At 33.3% G+C, this 16,770-nt stretch carries 27 protein-coding genes; 14 read left to right on the forward strand and 13 right to left on the reverse strand.

What is annotated here, in order from left to right:
* Positions 1-163: 163 nt before the first annotated feature.
* The gene (locus NPIRD3C_RS01370) at positions 164-355 is read right to left on the reverse strand and encodes a DUF1059 domain-containing protein (RefSeq protein ID WP_148702497.1); all 192 of its coding nucleotides are present in this window, start codon (positions 353-355) and stop codon (positions 164-166) included.
* A 207-nt stretch (positions 356-562) separates the two neighbouring features.
* Between NPIRD3C_RS01370 and NPIRD3C_RS01375 the strand changes: the two genes are divergently transcribed.
* Both NPIRD3C_RS01375 and NPIRD3C_RS01380 read left to right on the forward strand, forming a co-directional pair.
* Positions 563-862 carry a fluoride efflux transporter FluC gene (locus tag NPIRD3C_RS01375; protein WP_237087687.1) on the forward strand — a complete coding sequence of 100 codons (300 nt, stop codon included), beginning with the start codon at positions 563-565 and terminating at the stop codon, positions 860-862.
* Positions 863-868: 6 nt separating this feature from the next.
* A complete protein-coding gene (locus NPIRD3C_RS01380; protein WP_148702499.1) occupies positions 869-1,096 on the forward strand; it encodes a hypothetical protein in 228 nt (75 codons plus the stop codon).
* Here the strand turns inward: NPIRD3C_RS01380 and NPIRD3C_RS01385 are convergent, their stop codons facing one another.
* The gene (locus NPIRD3C_RS01385; RefSeq protein WP_148702500.1) at positions 1,097-1,369 is read right to left on the reverse strand and encodes a hypothetical protein; all 273 of its coding nucleotides are present in this window, start codon (positions 1,367-1,369) and stop codon (positions 1,097-1,099) included.
* A 97-nt stretch (positions 1,370-1,466) separates the two neighbouring features.
* A complete protein-coding gene (locus NPIRD3C_RS01390; protein ID WP_148702501.1) occupies positions 1,467-1,694 on the reverse strand; it encodes a hypothetical protein in 228 nt (75 codons plus the stop codon).
* A 108-nt stretch (positions 1,695-1,802) separates the two neighbouring features.
* Between NPIRD3C_RS01390 and NPIRD3C_RS01395 the strand changes: the two genes are divergently transcribed.
* Positions 1,803-2,102: a hypothetical protein gene (locus NPIRD3C_RS01395; protein ID WP_148702502.1), complete on the forward strand. Its 300-nt coding sequence runs from the start codon at positions 1,803-1,805 to the stop codon at positions 2,100-2,102.
* On the opposite strand, the gene NPIRD3C_RS01400 is transcribed toward NPIRD3C_RS01395, so the two are convergent.
* Entirely contained in the window at positions 2,099-3,043 is a 945-nt protein-coding gene (locus NPIRD3C_RS01400; protein ID WP_148702503.1) for a COG1361 family protein, read from the reverse strand. The two genes, NPIRD3C_RS01395 and NPIRD3C_RS01400, sit on opposite strands and share 4 nt — an antisense overlap.
* Positions 3,044-3,158: 115 nt before the next feature.
* On the opposite strand from NPIRD3C_RS01400, the gene NPIRD3C_RS01405 reads away from it, so the two are divergent.
* Positions 3,159-4,064 (forward strand): transcription initiation factor IIB, encoded by a 906-nt coding sequence (locus NPIRD3C_RS01405; protein WP_012214407.1) that lies wholly within the window; start codon positions 3,159-3,161, stop codon positions 4,062-4,064.
* A gap of 26 nt (positions 4,065-4,090) precedes the next feature.
* On the opposite strand, the gene NPIRD3C_RS01410 is transcribed toward NPIRD3C_RS01405, so the two are convergent.
* A complete protein-coding gene (locus NPIRD3C_RS01410; RefSeq protein ID WP_148704081.1) occupies positions 4,091-5,560 on the reverse strand; it encodes a cation:proton antiporter in 1,470 nt (489 codons plus the stop codon).
* 115 nt (positions 5,561-5,675) lie between these two features.
* On the opposite strand from NPIRD3C_RS01410, the gene NPIRD3C_RS01415 reads away from it, so the two are divergent.
* Together NPIRD3C_RS01415 and cysC are read left to right on the forward strand one after the other, a co-directional pair.
* Complete coding sequence (locus tag NPIRD3C_RS01415) at positions 5,676-6,218, forward strand: hemerythrin domain-containing protein (protein ID WP_148702504.1); 543 nt, start codon at positions 5,676-5,678, stop codon at positions 6,216-6,218.
* 37 nt (positions 6,219-6,255) lie between these two features.
* The gene (cysC, locus tag NPIRD3C_RS01420; protein ID WP_148702505.1) at positions 6,256-6,771 is read left to right on the forward strand and encodes an adenylyl-sulfate kinase; all 516 of its coding nucleotides are present in this window, start codon (positions 6,256-6,258) and stop codon (positions 6,769-6,771) included.
* On the opposite strand, the gene NPIRD3C_RS01425 is transcribed toward cysC, so the two are convergent.
* From NPIRD3C_RS01425 to NPIRD3C_RS01445, 5 genes are all read right to left on the reverse strand, one after another.
* Positions 6,763-7,578, reverse strand: a complete 816-nt coding sequence (locus NPIRD3C_RS01425) for a 3'(2'),5'-bisphosphate nucleotidase CysQ family protein (RefSeq protein WP_148702506.1) — start codon at positions 7,576-7,578, stop codon at positions 6,763-6,765. The genes cysC and NPIRD3C_RS01425 overlap by 9 nt on opposite strands.
* 9 nt (positions 7,579-7,587) lie before the next feature.
* Positions 7,588-7,794 carry a hypothetical protein gene (locus tag NPIRD3C_RS01430; RefSeq protein ID WP_148704082.1) on the reverse strand — a complete coding sequence of 69 codons (207 nt, stop codon included), beginning with the start codon at positions 7,792-7,794 and terminating at the stop codon, positions 7,588-7,590.
* 41 nt (positions 7,795-7,835) lie between these two features.
* Positions 7,836-8,579: an SDR family NAD(P)-dependent oxidoreductase gene (locus tag NPIRD3C_RS01435; protein ID WP_148702507.1), complete on the reverse strand. Its 744-nt coding sequence runs from the start codon at positions 8,577-8,579 to the stop codon at positions 7,836-7,838.
* 266 nt (positions 8,580-8,845) lie between these two features.
* On the reverse strand, positions 8,846-9,277 hold the full coding sequence (locus NPIRD3C_RS01440; RefSeq protein ID WP_148702508.1) for a hypothetical protein: 432 nt from the start codon (positions 9,275-9,277) through the stop codon (positions 8,846-8,848).
* Between the two features lie 37 nt (positions 9,278-9,314).
* On the reverse strand, positions 9,315-9,866 hold the full coding sequence (locus NPIRD3C_RS01445) for a hypothetical protein (RefSeq protein ID WP_148702509.1): 552 nt from the start codon (positions 9,864-9,866) through the stop codon (positions 9,315-9,317).
* A 126-nt stretch (positions 9,867-9,992) separates the two neighbouring features.
* Between NPIRD3C_RS01445 and NPIRD3C_RS01450 the strand changes: the two genes are divergently transcribed.
* Positions 9,993-10,640, forward strand: coding sequence for a Snf7 family protein (locus NPIRD3C_RS01450; protein WP_148702510.1), 648 nt, complete (start codon positions 9,993-9,995; stop codon positions 10,638-10,640).
* 358 nt (positions 10,641-10,998) lie between these two features.
* Here NPIRD3C_RS01450 and NPIRD3C_RS01455 read toward each other — a convergent pair whose 3' ends face one another.
* A complete protein-coding gene (locus tag NPIRD3C_RS01455; RefSeq protein WP_148702511.1) occupies positions 10,999-11,469 on the reverse strand; it encodes a transcriptional regulator in 471 nt (156 codons plus the stop codon).
* 99 nt (positions 11,470-11,568) lie between these two features.
* On the reverse strand, positions 11,569-12,210 hold the full coding sequence (locus NPIRD3C_RS01460; RefSeq protein WP_148702512.1) for a hypothetical protein: 642 nt from the start codon (positions 12,208-12,210) through the stop codon (positions 11,569-11,571).
* Between the two features lie 306 nt (positions 12,211-12,516).
* On the opposite strand from NPIRD3C_RS01460, the gene NPIRD3C_RS01465 reads away from it, so the two are divergent.
* The 7 genes from NPIRD3C_RS01465 (at position 12,517) to NPIRD3C_RS01495 (ending at position 16,087) form a co-directional block, all read left to right on the forward strand.
* Complete coding sequence (locus NPIRD3C_RS01465) at positions 12,517-12,804, forward strand: winged helix-turn-helix domain-containing protein (protein ID WP_182126253.1); 288 nt, start codon at positions 12,517-12,519, stop codon at positions 12,802-12,804.
* Positions 12,805-12,807: 3 nt separating this feature from the next.
* Complete coding sequence (locus NPIRD3C_RS01470; protein WP_148702513.1) at positions 12,808-13,815, forward strand: helix-turn-helix transcriptional regulator; 1,008 nt, start codon at positions 12,808-12,810, stop codon at positions 13,813-13,815.
* Positions 13,812-14,162 (forward strand): hypothetical protein, encoded by a 351-nt coding sequence (locus tag NPIRD3C_RS01475; RefSeq protein WP_148702514.1) that lies wholly within the window; start codon positions 13,812-13,814, stop codon positions 14,160-14,162. The genes NPIRD3C_RS01470 and NPIRD3C_RS01475 overlap by 4 nt, the downstream gene beginning before the upstream one ends.
* A gap of 59 nt (positions 14,163-14,221) precedes the next feature.
* Positions 14,222-14,416 carry a hypothetical protein gene (locus NPIRD3C_RS01480; protein WP_148702515.1) on the forward strand — a complete coding sequence of 65 codons (195 nt, stop codon included), beginning with the start codon at positions 14,222-14,224 and terminating at the stop codon, positions 14,414-14,416.
* A gap of 41 nt (positions 14,417-14,457) precedes the next feature.
* Positions 14,458-15,171, forward strand: coding sequence for a 7-carboxy-7-deazaguanine synthase QueE (locus tag NPIRD3C_RS01485; RefSeq protein WP_148702516.1), 714 nt, complete (start codon positions 14,458-14,460; stop codon positions 15,169-15,171).
* Positions 15,172-15,234: 63 nt separating this feature from the next.
* Positions 15,235-15,792 carry a GTP cyclohydrolase I FolE gene (folE, locus tag NPIRD3C_RS01490; protein WP_148702517.1) on the forward strand — a complete coding sequence of 186 codons (558 nt, stop codon included), beginning with the start codon at positions 15,235-15,237 and terminating at the stop codon, positions 15,790-15,792.
* A gap of 40 nt (positions 15,793-15,832) precedes the next feature.
* Positions 15,833-16,087, forward strand: coding sequence for a hypothetical protein (locus tag NPIRD3C_RS01495; RefSeq protein WP_148702518.1), 255 nt, complete (start codon positions 15,833-15,835; stop codon positions 16,085-16,087).
* Between the two features lie 3 nt (positions 16,088-16,090).
* Here the strand turns inward: NPIRD3C_RS01495 and NPIRD3C_RS01500 are convergent, their stop codons facing one another.
* Complete coding sequence (locus NPIRD3C_RS01500) at positions 16,091-16,765, reverse strand: 7-cyano-7-deazaguanine synthase (protein WP_148702519.1); 675 nt, start codon at positions 16,763-16,765, stop codon at positions 16,091-16,093.
* Between the last annotated feature and the right edge of the window lie 5 nt (positions 16,766-16,770).

The raw sequence follows: 16,770 nt of genomic DNA on the forward strand, positions 1-16,770 counted from the left end.
TGGTCAACATAAAATAAAAACAAAGTGTTATAGGAAAATTTGTAATCAAAACTAAACTTTGCAAACCAAAAATTCCTAATCTTTTTAGAAAAATAACTTCCTGAAAGTTATACATCATACATTGTATTAAATGTTAAAAATGAAAAAGAAATTATTTTAAAAATTATTTTCTAATTGATTCTAAAGAATGGCCACGATTTTGAATCATTTGTGTAACTGCTTCTACAGTATAATCGATTCCGTGTTCTTCTTCAAAATGATTTCTTAGTTTCTCAATTGTGCTGACAGATTTTTCTTCATCAATTTCATATTGACATTCAAAACCATAGTCTTCGCATCTTAGTTTGAGGGTCATTCAGTCTGGGACAAATATTGAACCTATAAAAACTATAGACATGTATTCCACACCAAAACGAAATTAGGCGTTTTGAACCTAAAATGTCTCAAATAGCACTAATAATGTCTGGTATTTTGATTCAGATATGAAGGATTAGAGTTTATCTTCCTTGCAGCAGGTTCTGTTCTTGGCGCATTTCTAAGATACAAAATTACAGAATCTCCTTTGATTTTCAATACATTACCACTAAACGTTTTGATAGTAAATGTGATTGGCGCATTTATTCTTGGTGCGTTTATTGTTGTTTCACAACAATGGAATCTTGATGGAAGATATTCTCTTTTTGCGGCAATAGGATTTTGTGGTTCTCTTACAACAATGTCCTCATTTGCGCTTGATTCTACTAATTTATTAGAAAATAATCAGTATGGAACACTTGCAGCCAATATTGTTGCCAATATTGGATTATCTATTGGAGCACTAATTGGAGGAAAATCATTAATGAGTGCAATAATCTCTAATTGATTAGTAATGGTTTACTCATATCAAGTCGTAAAATTTCAAACAATTTCATTTGTTCAAGGTACTCATTGGTCACAATCACTAGGCGATAAAGGTATACTGTACAAATCACTCAAAGATCCATTTTCAAAATTAATTGTCCAATCCAATGGTTCAAAAAAACTATTTCATGTCCCAAAAGATCGAACTGTAATTGTTACAAATGATACTGTTCATTTTCTAGGCGAATTGTCATAGTTATGCAAAAAAATGATCAATTTGATCTCTATACTTTAATGCAATCTTTCCAAAATCTGAAAAATCTTCTACAGTTGGATTTTTCATTCTCATTGCATATTGATTGACAAATACAGACAAAGCACTTCCAATGATTAAATTGTATACTCCATCTGCAATATTATTTGAGTATGGAAATGCAACTTTGATAAATGGCAAATATGACTCTGTCTGAGATATCATTAACTTGATGTGCTTTTCAACAAATTCTTCTATATCTGAAGGTATTGCCATAATTTTACTAGTATTGATTTCTTATAAGTAGATCTTAGTGATGGGGTTTTAGATATAACACTACCAAAATCTAAATCCACAAAAAAAGAAAACAATCTCAATTCAGTAGTTGTTTTTTTAAAACAATTTGAGATAGATACTTTTCTTTTCCTTTTCTACTTCTAGGTAAACACCTTAATTGTCTATTGCAACATGGACACGCCAATCCATCATATTCTACAAACACTTCACAATAATTACATCTTTTTTGCCCTGCAGCATATCTTCCAATTTGAGATGGTTTTAGGGCTTTGTACTCTTTGCATTTACCAATACAATATGTCATCAATGAAATCTAAAATTATTCAAAAATAAAAGGTTTGATTGCACTGCAACACAGTTTTTGAATTTCTTTCAAATTAAATTTATAATACTAGTAATCCATTTTTGGCTGTTGCATTATTTAGATGAAAAAGTATTTGGAAGTATCACAACAAAAGAAATCATTGGTGCTGAACCACCTGCAATCCCTGATACACAAAAAAATTTAGAAAATGAACTTGCAACCTTACAATCTAAACTAGAATCACAATCAAAAGAAAATCTTGAAAAACTACTAGAGCAACAAAAAGCTGCAGAGGCCCATGTAAATAGCAGACCTGGCGCTATGGCTTTATCACAACTTAAAATTCAATTATTTACAAAATATAGTCAAAAATATATTCAATTAATAAAAGAAAAACTAGAGTCTTAGACTTTTTTCTTTCTTGAACGTTTTTTTGGTGATGTCCTTCTTCTTACTAATAGTGATAGGATAGTGCCTGCCGGAATTCCTATAATTGTTCCAAGACTAACATAGGGCGCAATAAAAAAATCTCCAATCCATATACCACCATCAGTTGTCAATTCCATAAATGTTCTAGGCCGTAGAACTATTGAAACAGTTTGTGAATCTTCTTTTTGTTCTCCAACATCATCTGTATATTGCACAATAATTTCAAACGGAATCTTGTATTCCGTGTTTACTTCTTCAGTTGGTGTGATAATTCGTGATGTTATTCCTATAGGTGTATTTTTTTGTATTTTAGAAAAGGAATGTAATGTTTCTCCTCTAAACTCGATATCTTTGGGTGGAATAATTTTGATTTTTACATTTGTAATATCAATATCTTCAGATATTACTTCGACATCAATAGGAAATTCTGCATTTGCAAAAATTGATTCAGGAGTCTTTGTATGAATTTTTACATTTGGATCTTCTTTTATTATAATTGGAATTGCAATGTCATGAAAGAATGGTTTTTGTGGTGTTTCATTATTTGAAACAAGAACTTGAGAATATTTTATATTAAGAAAATGAATTCCTGGACTAGCATCATTTGTTATTTTTAGATTGACATTTTCTCCATATGATCCACCCTCAGCTAATTTATCAATTCTAACATTTTTTGGATCTACTCCCAATCCTGGAATCTCTGATACCAAGAACTGAAATGAAATATCTTGTTTTTCTTCCCATCCGTTATTTTTTACTAAAATAGAGATAATCCCTTCTCGTCCTAACACAATTTCATCAGGATGTGTAATCTCAATATCCATCCCACCTTCGAGATTTTGAACTAGAGTTTCTGCATGAACATTTGGAATTAGCACAAAGACTCCAATTAGTAGAGGGATAGCCCAAATTGTCTTCATTTCCTACCTAAAATAACTCCATAATCCCTATTCTGTGTTATTATTAGGCTCAAAATTTTTGCAAAAAACTTGTTGATTCATAAATACCAACCAACGGAGGATTCTAGAAATAATCATGGTAAGTAAAACAAAAGAACTCTGTCCACGATGTGCACAGGGAAAACTAGTTACTGATAATGAATCCGGAGAGATGTTTTGCTCTAAATGTGGATTTGTAATCACTGAGAAATTACAAGAAGCAGGTCCTGAATGGAGATCCTTTACACAAGATGAACATGGTGATAGAGCAAGAGCAGGAGCTCCTACCTCATTGACTATGCATGACATGGGTCTTGCTACAATAATTAATCCAGTAAACAAAGATGCTTCTGGAAGACCACTTACAGCATCTATGAAAAGTACCATTGAGCGATTAAGAACTTGGGATAGTAGAAGTCAGGTTCATGAACCCGTTGATAGAAACTTTAGACAGGCATTTAGCGAATTAAACAGGCTAAAAGACAAATTAGCAATTTCAGATGCTGTAATTGAAAAGGCAGCTTATATTTACAGAAAAGCACTAGACAAAGGACTAGTTAGGGGACGTTCGATTTCAGCTTTGATGGCATCAGCACTATATGCTGCATGTCGTGATACAGAAACACCAAGAAATCTAAAAGATGTTGAACAAGCAGCAAACATCAAAAGAAAAGATATTGCAAGATGCTATAGATTGCTTGTTAAAGAACTTGACTTGAAAATGCCAGTAACTGATTCAATTCAATGTGTTGCAAGAATTGCAAGTAGAATTGGAATTGCAGAAAAAACAAAAAGATATGCAGTCAAAGTACTCAAAAAAGCTCAAGAAAACGAAGTTTCAGCAGGAAAAGATCCAATGGGATTAGCAGCTGCCGCATTATACTTGTCTTGTGTCAAAAATGGCGAGGATAAAACTCAAAGAGATATTGCAGAGGCTGCAAACGTGACTGAAGTTACTATCAGAAACAGGTACAAGGGTCTCAAAGAATCATTAGAACTATAATTTCTAAAACTGATAGTTCTGCATAGTTATTCTTGAGAATTAGATTTTTTTACAAATCCGCCTTCATTTGATTCATCCCCCAAATCTTCAATCTTTGCTGATTCATCTAAAGATACACCCTCATCAGAATCTTCAGGTGGCTTTACAAATCCCCCTTCTTTAGATTCTGGAGGGGGGATGTTTTTTGCTCTTCCCATTCCAATTGTTGTAATAATTACAGATGATAAAATGATAAAGAAAATAATCTGTGGGTATGCTTCTGCATTTGAGAGACCCATAGTTATTGGGTATGTGGCAAGTACTGCTGCAGCCAATCCTCTTGGAATCATAGAATTTGTAACAGCTCTATCCAATCTGGAGAATCTTTTTGTTAATGTCACTTTTGCAACAATTGCTCTTCCAAAGAAAACTACAATTGTAATTAATATTCCAAACACAACATATTCTATTTGTCCAAAACTAGCCATTAATCCAACAAATACAAAGAAAAATGCTCTTACCAAAAACGTGAGTTGGTTGTGAGTTGGATCATCCATCTCAATTCTTGGTAGCTTAAACTTCAGTATTCGTGAAAGGTGATTCTTATTTCCAAGCATTAATCCAAATACTAGTGCAGTCAAAGCACCTGATTCACCAAATGAGTTTGCCAAAAAGAACAAGACAAACAAAATTCCCAATGTGAGCATGTATGCGTGTTGAGCATTTCCAAGCTTTGTTGATACATACATCCAAGGAATTCCAACACCAAATCCTAGAATTAGACCTACAACAACTGCTCTTCCAATAGTCTCTTGTAATGTTTGAAGATCAAAGGTTCCTGCAAGTACTGCTTCAAATAAAATGAATGCAATAATTGTAGCCAAAATATCAGTCAGAGCCGACTCAAAACTTAGCATTGATTTTGCTTCTTCAGATATCTTGACATTTCTAACTAATCCAAAAACAATTGCAGAACTACTTCCACCTACAATTGAACCCAACAAAATACTTTCCAACCATAACCACCCTAATGCATAATGAGCTGCAATTGCTATTACTGCAACAGATAAAATAAATCCGAGAATAGCTAGAGTAGATGAAAAATGAGCAGTCTTTATGACATGTTTGATATCTAAATTCAAACCACCATCAAACATGATAATTATCAATGCAAGTGCTGCAAAGTATGGCACCACTTGAATTACGGCCTCAGGTTGAATCAAACCTAAAACTGGTCCTATTATTACTCCTAGAATCATTAAGAATGCAACATCGGGAATTCCGGTTTTCTTAAAAAATGCCTCACCTGCAACTCCAAGAAATATGACAACACCTGCGGCAAGCAAAATTACATGAGCTGGAGCAATAATTCCATCATCTTGAATAGATATTATTTCAACCGAACTTTGTAATTCTGTAAATTTTTCTAAAATAAAACTTGAATCCAAATTAGCCAATGGATTTTCTCCAAATTGTCCTCTAATCAAATTTAAGATAGATAATACTATGGGATTCAATTCTGATTGCATCTCGATATCTTGGGATAAAAATTAAACTAGATTGGGTTTATCATTTTAGGCTTTGTAGTGATTTTAGATACACATTAAATCAACCTAAACAATCTTTTCTTGAATGAGTGCTACAAATGAACTTAGAGCAGATCATGTACAGGTACGACGTCTTGAAAAAATTGTTTTCAAATGTGCTGAAGAATTAAAAGATGGAGCTGATATTCCGCTTTCTGATCTTACAAAGATTACTATCATCATATCTGAATTTGTAGATACAATTCACCACTCTAGAGAAGAGGACTCCTATTTTCCATGTGTTGCAAGCTATGATTCTCTAAAAGATGAAATTCATAAATTTCTAGTTGAACATGAGTTTGGAAGAAATGTTGCAAGAAAAATTCATCATCATCTAAAACGATGGAAAGCAGGACAAGATGCAAGAGAACCTGTTTCTAGATATCTTAAAACATATGCAATATTTCTAAACGATCATCTAAATAAAGAAAATAAATTTTTTGATGATGCAGAAGCTAATGTATTATCAAAAGAAGAAGAAACAGACATGTATGAGCAATACAGATCAATATTTGCAGTTGTCAAGAAGGTTGAGGATATGATTAAAGAAATTGATTTTTTGGAGAATCAACCTTGGTTCAAAAACTAACGTAAGCTCTTTATGGGCTACTTGAAGTTTTTCTCTCATGAAGCCTTTTGTACTTTGGATGACTGGTCTTCCATGTTCTGGAAAGACTACCATCGTAAAAGACTTGCAAAAAGATATTCCAAATTTGGCAATGCTTGACGGAGATGAATTAAGAGAATGGTTTTCTCCAAAAGATTTTTCAAAAGCAGGGCGTGATGAGCACAACAAAAAAGTTGCTCACTTGGCAAAACTATTGTTAAAACATGGTGTTCCAAGTGCAGTATCTTTAGTTTCACCATATCTTGAAAACAGAGAAAATGCCAGAAAGATTATTGATGCAGGTGATCAGTTTGCAGAATGCTATGTCAAATGTTCATTAGAAAAGTGTGAAGAAAGAGACGTCAAAGGCATGTATGCTAAAGCACGAAAAGGAGAAATCAAAGGATTTACAGGAATTGACGATCCTTATGAAGCTCCTGAAAAAGCTGATCTCATAGTTGATACAGAAAATGAATCACTTGCTGATAGCGCAAACAAAGTAAAGGAATTTCTTAAATCAAGAAATCTACTCTAATTTTTTAAATTCATCAACTATTGTTTGATGAATAATTCCATTTGTAACTAGAATTCCATTTTGATGATGTACTTCTTTGTTGTTGTATGTGATGTCGTTTCCTAACATGTCTGTCATTTTTCCACCTGCCTCTGAAATTATACAATATGATGCTGCTGAATCCCATTCTTTCATTTTATCTGTAGTTGTGATGTATGCTTCAGCCTCACCTGATGCAATTTTTCCAACTTTTAATGAGCTACCTATGCTAGTAAAATCATCAATTCCTAATTTTTTGATAAATGCCTTTTCTTTGTCTGATAAATGATGTCTTGAACCTATAGTTCTGCATTTTGGGATTTCCTCTATCGAAGTTACTGAGATTTTTTTCCATTCTCCATTTGAATATCGAAATGCACCATTTCCTTGTTGTGCCACAAATAATGTTTTTTCAGTGGGCCAACCTATTACACCAAGAATTGGTTTTTTATTTTTTACAAGTGCAATCATTACAGTAAATTCACCTGTTTTATCAATAAAATCTGAAGTACCATCCAATGGATCCACTATCCAAATTATTTCTTCAGATAATCTACTCTGATCATCATTGTCCTCTTCAGATAAAATTTTATGCTTTGTTTGAGAAAGAATTTTTTTGATGATCTCATTGCTCTTTAGGTCTGCCTCTGTAATTGGAGAATCATCTTTTTTGATGAATTCTTCAAATTCACCTTTGTAAATCTCCAAAATTGCATCTCCTGCCTCTTGAGCTGCCTTGATTGCAATATCTAATTCAGGAATCTTTTCTGAGATTGGAATATCGTTCAAAATCTATACCTAGGTTGTAAGTTCTGGTTTTAGTGTCCATACTACTCCAAGTGCAATAAATGGAATAGAAACAATACCGATAATTCCAAGAATTGTGAAAAACTGAGATTCTGAAACTAGTGGATTATTTACAATCCATGGAAGTGGTAAGGAAACAATTACCCAAATAACTCCTAACAATATAATCAGTTTTGCTTTTGCTTTTCTACTCTTCATCATAATTCATCTTCTTTGGGTGATATTAAATTCATGTGAATTTATTTTGTAGATTCCCCTCCATCTACTGCAAGAATTGCTCCTGTAGTCCAAGATGCATCATCTGAGGCAAAATAGAGTACAGCTTTTGCCACTTCTTCAGGTTTTCCCATTCTGCCTAGTGGATGCTCTGCATCCATGAAATCTCTATCTTTTTGGGTTTTTACAAACGGTTTTGTCATATCAGTATCTACCACTCCTGGACAGATACAGTTTACTCTAATCTTATCTTTTGAATATTCAAGGGCCCAACATTTTGTAAGTACAATTAATGCAGCCTTTGTTGCAGAATATGCATCAGCATTAAATCCTTGATATGCCTTTAAGCCTGCATCTGATGAGATATTGATTATTGAACCTGATGTTTTTTGTAAATGAGGAATTGCCTCTTTTGTGACTCTGAACTGTCCTGTAAGATTTACATCTAAAACTTCATCCCATTCATCTTCTTCAATCTCATGTAGTTGTTTTATTCTTGGAAAAATTCCTGCATTATTTACAAGAATATCTAGTCTACCAAATTTTTCAATAGTTTTTTCTATTGCATTTTTTACCTGATCTGAATTCCTTATATCCGCAACAATTGCAAATGAATTAGAAATCTTAGTAGCTGACTCTTCTAATCGGTCTGGATCTTTTCCTGTAATTGCTACACTAGCTCCATTATCTGATAAAATTTTAGCAGTAGCAAATCCAATTCCTCTACTACCACCTGTTACTAGGGCAACCTTTCCTGATAAGCTCAATAGTTTTAGAATAAAAATTCGTAATTTATAGATCGATTTTTAATAAATAGGAATAAAATTTTTCAAAAAATAAAGAATTATTTATAATTTATAAGATTAAGTATTAAATACTTGAAGTTCCTATAATAAATAATGCCGAAGGATATAATTCCTATCGACTAAAATCGCGTAACCCCGCAGAACTACATAGGCAATCAAACGCAATAGCCGTTTGACATAGAGAGGGAATCTCTCATTGTTCTGCAATGAAGGGGATTACGCCTCTTCTAATTTTGTAAAATATCAACTGATACTGAACCCATCACATTTCCATTTGGATTAATAGTGATTATAATCTGCTGATTCTCTGAAATAGAAATTTCTTTTTGCCCAATATACTCCCATGTAAAATACTGTGAAATCCCTGTCTCATGTAACGTGCTCTGTAATTTGAAATCTTCTGAAAAATCTATCTTTTCACCATTTAGTGAAATGGATAAAATTTCTGGGCTACTGCCATTTGGAACAAATCTAAATGAATATTCCCCACTAGCAATCTCAAATGTATCTGAATAAACTCCATCAATATACAAATTAGGATCTGCCAATGTTACATGAAAAACAACATTATTTTTCTCATCAGATTCTTCTGATAAAAAATTCATTATAAAAATTCCAATAATTATAACTATGGGAATGATTACTATTTTTTTATTCACTAAAATAAAGCCTACATTCCATTATAAAAATAAATTTCTAATTTTCTCTTATCTTTTTTGTTAGCATTTCTAATTTTTCAAGATGTTCTAAAATCCATGGATCATTTATCAAATCCATAATTTCTTGCATCTTGAATAATCTTGGAGTAGTTGTTCCTTCTTCAAAATCATATAGCTTGATAATTCTGTTTTTTACATTTTCAGGTTCTACATTTTTGTTATGTGCAAAATTATGTGCAAAATCATTTCTAATCTCTCTAATTTCATTTAGCTTTTGTTGAATCTTTACTCTTGTTTTCTCATCAATCTCTTTTTTGAAATCTTCGTGGTTTTTCATGATTCTTGAAATCCAAACTATCTTTGTTCCAAATGATGCTGTTCTATCTTCATCAAAAACAGTTTTTGCCCATAAGGCAAAATCATTTTTGTCTCTTAGAAACAGATCTGAAATAATCACTGTAAGAGTTGAATCCAATACTGAAACATAGCTAAGAAAATTACCTCTTATTCGATTTACTAGATTCACATATTCCTTGTCTGTAAGTTCCTTGGAATTATTGGGCAAATCAAAACCAAAAGACGCACTCATGATTTATGCCACGAAAAACAGTAAATAGATTTTTGGGCTAGTTTTTTTACCTTTGTTAGTGAAGTTACACATGCTGTGAATCATTCTTAACACTTGAAATTAAGTACGTTTTTCTAAAGCAAAACCATGGCTAATTTGAGTAAAAAGTGGACCAAACCTCCAACTCCTAGCATTGGTGAAAAAATCAATGATGTTGTAAAGCCAAAAGGTGCACTAAAACCAAGAGTTCAAGAAGGAGTCAAAAAATTACGATTACAAATTCAAAAATTAGATACTATGCTTTCTAGCTTACAAGAGCGCGATGGAAAACTATTTGCAAGAATTGTAGAGGCAACACAAAAACATGATACTCAGACAAGCAAAGTTTTAGGAAATGAGCTTGCAGAAATTAGAAAAGTTATCAAAATTATGAGCGGTGCAAGAATTGCATTAGAGCAAATTGAATTAAGATTAACAACATTTAGTGATCTTGGAGATACTGTAGTTGCTATCATGCCAACTATGGGTCTAATGAAGAATCTCAAATCCTCACTTGGAAAAGTAATGCCAGGTGCAGAGGCTGAAATTGGTCAGATGGCTGAAATGCTAGGCGGATTTATGACTGAGAGTTTCTCAGGTGATGCTGCCTTTGGAATGGATGAGACCACAAACGCTGAATCTGAAAATATTCTCAAAGAAGCTGCAGCAGTAGCAGAAAGTTCTGCAGGACAAATGTTCCCATCAGTTCCATCTGATGCAAGTACATCCACTGCTACAACCTCTAAATTTTACTAGAAATTAATTTTTGAAAAAAACTGTTTGATATGTTATAATACTTACTACTGATCACATTCTTTTTCTTATATTCAATTTTACTATCTCTATCTCTAGAGAGGCATGGGAATAAAAAAACTCTATTTCGTTTGACAAGAAAATAATTTTTATATTTGCATTTACAGTATTTGTTATCGGAGTATCTTCAAATTCTTTTGCATATGCAGAAGAGATTGGATTAGATTGAAGAGGAGAAAGCTCAAAGAGAAGCTGAAAAAGCTCAGAAGGAATCTGATAAATTATCTAAATTAGAATCAAAGTGTTGTGGGTCAAAATCCAAATGATCTGAATTAGAAAATTTTTTAAAATTTTAATAAAACTATTCTGCTGACTCTCGAGATTCTTTTATCTTTCTTACTCGGCTACCTTCATCATCAATAACTCTGTCAACACCTGATAACTTCTCTCGTAAATTGTTGATTATGGAGCCTACTTCATCTGCTTCAGATTCTACTTGCTTTCTTTTTTCAGCAAGTTGTGAAATTCCTCTGTTTTCTTCTTCAATATATTCACTGACCTTTTGTAATTTCTCTTTGAGATTCTTGATATCTACTGATTCTTCCTCAATATCTTTCTCAAGCATAGTTCGTTTATCTTTGAGATTTTTAATCATTAAACCGACATAATCAATTGCTTCTTCAAGCTGGGCACGTTTTCCCATCAATTCTCCAATTCCAATCTGACTTGAAGTCTCAGTAACAGTAGATTCTGGAGCCTCTTCTGTAGTATTTTCTTCAGGTCTTTCTTCTACCATCTCTCCACCCTCTTCTTTCTTGAATTTATCAAACATTTTATGATTTACTTTTCAAAATGAGAATAAAAAGTTACTATGGATCTCAAAGCTGACAAGGTGAATGATTTTTACTCAAAAAAAGGAAAATTTGGTGAATTATCTCACCGAAATTGTGTTTTTGAACTCTTGGTTAAAATCAACTGATTTTCCAAAATTGGTAGCACCAATCTGAAGAAATCTGATATTTTGACCCATCTCAGGATTTGCTGCAGAATTAAAGAAAACTTCAAAGATATTCTCGTTTTCTGAAACTTTTCCAGAAAATACGACTTTGTAGTTGAGATCCTCATCTGAGGTAGTTCCATGCATGACTGCATGAGAACCATTGGATTTTCCACTTAATTCTAGGTCAAACTCTTTTTCTTCAAGACTTAGGATTCCATTAGTTGAAATCTCCCACAAGTCTTGCCCGACCTTAATTGCCTTTCCATCAAAGAGAGTAATTCCTGCATTATACGTCTTGTAATTGACATATGCCCATTCTGATGATTCAGTAGATAGCATTCTCTGCATATCGTCTTTTGAAGTATCATCTGGCAAGACATAGCGCTGAACAAGGAGTTTTCCATCAACCACTTTTTCAGTTAGAATTACTTCTAGTCCGTCTTTTTTGGAACTTGCTTTTGGCTCATAAACTCCAGTACTATCTGCAAACGAATAGGTTACAGTTATTGGGGATGCCCCAAGCATCAAAAGAACAGCAATAACACCAATAGTTCTATTTTGGGGTTTTACCATAAGAAGTACACATCAAATTGATAGATTAGGAACGAACAGGAAACATTCTGTTCTTTATATACCAAATTCCTTGAAAATCTTGTAAATTAAGACATTTTTCTCCAATTTTTCAAAAAACCAAACTTTTACAAGAAAATGACAATTTTTCAAACAAAAAAATACACACAAAATTTCTAGGAATTTTCTTTCCCGCAACGATTTTGTCAAAAATTAGCCATTTTTCCAAGTCAAATCGGCGTTCCGCTTTGCGTTCCGCTATGGTGTTTCAAAATGTTCCTCAATAACTAATTAATTGTATACTATACCATGTCAAAACAACAATACAGGTCCGAAATGGGCATCATGGGTGATATCCTAAACGTTACTGCTGATGGCGGTCGTGATGGAATCATTGTATCTGCAATATCTCGCAAAGCCAACCTATCTCACTATGCAGTACTAGATAAGTGTGAGAAACTGGTAGAAGCAGGCTTAGTCGAGTCTGTCAAAAACGACAGAAATAGAGTCTTTCAAATCACTGAAAAAGGACTTCAGTTTTTCCAGGAGTTCAAGAGATTTCAGGGACTTGTGGAGAGCATGAACCTAAGGTATTAGCCAATGAACCCACAAATCGTACCAATTCATAGGACAGAGTTTCGAGAAGATGGAATGCTTTTTGTAAGGACTGATAGTATCATCGATACAATGGTTAATGCACCCCTGATCGTTGCAGGACTTCTAGTTGTAGCACTAACGATACCTTTGCAGACCTCATTTGCCACTACTCGAACTCTTGACCTAATCATCAATACTGATGGTTCTACTCATATCTCATCTCAAATTGATGTGAATTCTTCAAACTATGAACTTAGTCTTTTTGGTCCCTCAATTGATAATTTCTTTGCAATTGCAGAAGATGGAACTACATTATCTGGAAATGTAATTGAAGACAAGGCGGTGATTCAAACAAGTGATTATTCCTCTATTACCGTTAACTATGATATTCATGACTTAATTTCTAAAGAAGGTAGAGTATGGACATTTTCATTTGATTCTCCTACAAACTACTCTTTACTAATGCCAGAAAATTCCGTTATTGTGGGAATGAATATCTTGCCTGAAAACATGGAGCAACTAGATTCCCAAATTAAATTAGAAATTCCTACCGGCCCTGCACAAATTGACTATATTTTTAGTACACCAGCAGATGTTCCTGCAACTCCATCTGAATTCTCATTTGATTCTGTTACTATTGGTTTGATAGTTGGTTCAATTGCAGCAGCTGCAATTGCTTCCGTGATTGTAGCAAAAAAGAGACAATCAAAACCTCAATTACAAACAAATACAATCCAAACTACAAAACCAACAAAACTAGATTCACTAAATCCTGAAACAATTTTCAAACTTAGACCAGACATGAGAGAAGACGACAAAGAGATTGTCAAATTTATCTCTGAAAATGATGGCCAAGTCTTTGAAAGTGATCTAAGAAAAAAGTTCCTTCAACCAAGAACCACAATGTGGAGAGCAGTGAAAAGACTAGAAAGACTAGGCGTAGTTGAAATTTACAAAAAAGATCTTCTAAATATGGTCAAATTACGAAACGATTTGGAGGAAGAGAATTGAAGAGTTTAGCATTACTAGCACTATTGGTATTAGTAATAGGTGTCATTTCTACAAACGAAGCATTTGCCGAACCCCTAGATACTGTTAGAACATCTGTTTCAAACTACAATGGCGATTCAGCAACTGTAGAGATAACTTGGAATCATGATAGTTCAGCTAAAAACTACAAAATAGGTTGTGTTAGTTGCACACCAAATGTTGTCAAATTTACAACCGATGATAGTATAACCATCAATAACGTTACACCATTTCCAAATGGTTCATATGCATTACTCTATGTAATTAGCTATGATTCTCAAAACAACATCATTACTGCAAAACAACTCGTAGTTAATATCCGTCAATAATTTTCAAATCCACAAAAATCATCATAAACTTATTATACATTTTCCAAACAGGATTGAGCATGGTATCTAAAGCAATTACAGTTGGAGTGGGAATTCCAATGATTGTAGTTGGTGCCTTGATGGCCTTGTTATGGGCTCCAATGGAAGGAGATTTCCAAAATCAAATAGAACTTGTTGGAAGTACTATTGGAATTCTAGGAATAGTATTTTTCATCTCTGGATTATTCTACTCAAAAGAACCAGTAATGCATTAGAAACTCATTGAATAAATAATGAAAAAAATTACTATTATTACTTGAAAGTAAGACTATTTGAGATATTTACGTCAGTTGAAGGTGAAGGAATTCTTTACGGTACCAAGACACTTTTCATAAGACTTGCAGGATGCCCCTTTACTTGTTTTTATTGTGATACCAAGGAATCTCTTCCACTTGACTCTGGAACAGAATATTCCATTGAAGAAGCAAATCAACTAATTGACTCTAATTTGAAAAATCAAACATACAAAGTAAATTTCACAGGTGGTGATCCACTCATTCAACATCAAGCAGTAGCATTTCTTGCAAAGCATATTCAAGACAAAAAAATACCTACCTATCTTGAATCCTCATGCTTTGATATTGATAGATTCAATCACGTTTTGCCATTTATTGACATTATAAAGATTGAATTCAAAACAAAAGACTCAGACTTTGTCGACTCGCAACATTATGAAAAATTAATTGGACATACTATGAAATGTCTAAAATCCTCTGTAGATGCAAAAAAAACAACTTACATCAAAATAGTTGTAAGCTCCAAAACTAAACCTGATGATTTTCAAGAACTAGTAAATCAAATCTTTGATATAATATCAAAAGACGACATTGATGGATTTATTATTCAACCAACATATGGTGTTGCAGAGCCAACCCTTGATCTCTTACTGAGTTTGTATGATATTGTTTATCCACATTACATTGATGTCAAGGTTGTTCCTCAATTGCATAAATTTATTGGGGCACCATAGTTATCACCTGCCTGAAAATCAGATTAGGTTCAAATACTAGGAAAAGCGTCTGAAATCATCAAAATGGATAAAGAACGCGTAAAGAAACTTGTCAGAGAATTAATCATTGAAGTTGGAGAAGACCCAACCCGTGAAGGTTTACGTGAAACCCCTGAAAGAATTGCAAACATGTACAAAGAAATTTTTTTGGGATATGACTCTGATTCAGAACTAACCGTACAATTCTCAGAAGACTCTGATGTAGTTGTTGCACGCGATATCCAATTTTATTCAATGTGTGAGCATCATATGCTTCCATTCTTTGGAAAAATTCACATTGCATATTCCCCAAATGGAAGGGTTTTTGGAATTTCAAAATTAGTAAGATTAGTAGAAAAATATGCAAAAAGACTCCAAATCCAAGAACGATTAACAAAAAATATTGCAGATGAACTCTATTCTCAGGGAGTAAAAGGAGTAGTGGTTTTAGCTGATGCAGAGCACCTCTGTATGAAAATGCGCGGTGTTAGAAATGATGCAACACTTTCCTCATCAGCATTTAGAGGAATTTATGAAAATAAAGAGGAAAAAGAAGGTATTATGACTATGATTAGAAAACGTGCCTCTGATTCTTCCTTCTGATATCTGAAAAATTAAATAGCGATTCTATTTCAAAAAAATTATGGATGATGGAAGAAAGATTGCTCACATTCCAAAAGAATCTTGGCCAAGCTTTACTTGGTATGCAATTGAATTTGCAATAGTTCTTGCAATCTGTATGCTTGTAGCAAGAGAAGTTGTTGGAACTCTCACAGAACTTTCACCTGAAATTCAAAACTATATCTGGTGGGGAATTACTGGACTGATCTTCTTAGCCTGGTATATTGGAATAAGAGGATTCATTCTAAAAAAGAAGATTCTTAGAAATAGATACTGAAAATTATTTTAGATATTTTGTTTTGTCTATAATGCCTGCTTTTTCAAATGCAGCTTTTCTGTTATTACATGATTCGCAAACTCCACAATGAAGTTTCTTATTTGAATAACAACTCCAAGTTTTAAAGATAGAATTACCCAACAATTTTTCTCCTTCCTTTAACAAATCACTTTTTGATAATCCTTGTTTGTATGGGGACCAAATCTCTATCTTTTTTCTTAATTTTGAATTAATTCCATCTATCTCACCTTGATTAAATGCAGATTCCAATTTCTTTGCAAAAGTTGGCCTACAATCAGGATAATGTTTGTCTCCAGTATGGGCACCATATACTACTAGGGATGCATTAAGAGTATATGCCCAGGCTGATGCAACTGAGAGAAACACTGCATTTCTAATTGGAACTACAATGGAGTAATCAAACTTGCTTGGAATCTTTCTCTTGGAGCTAGTTAAAACGTTAGAATCACCGTAAAGTTCTTTCATAAAACCAATATCAATAATTTTGTGCTGTTTTAGTCCCAATTTTTTTGCAAAAGATTTTGCAGCAGAAATTTCCATATTTGCCTTTTGTCCATATGAAAAGGTAATTCCATACAACTCATACTTTGACTTTAGAAATGATACTGCACAAACAGAGTCAACCCCGCCACTAAAAACAACAACTGATTTTTTCATAATTC

The sequence above is a fragment of the Nitrosopumilus piranensis genome (assembly GCF_000875775.1).
GTDB classification, from domain to species: domain Archaea; phylum Thermoproteota; class Nitrososphaeria; order Nitrososphaerales; family Nitrosopumilaceae; genus Nitrosopumilus; species Nitrosopumilus piranensis.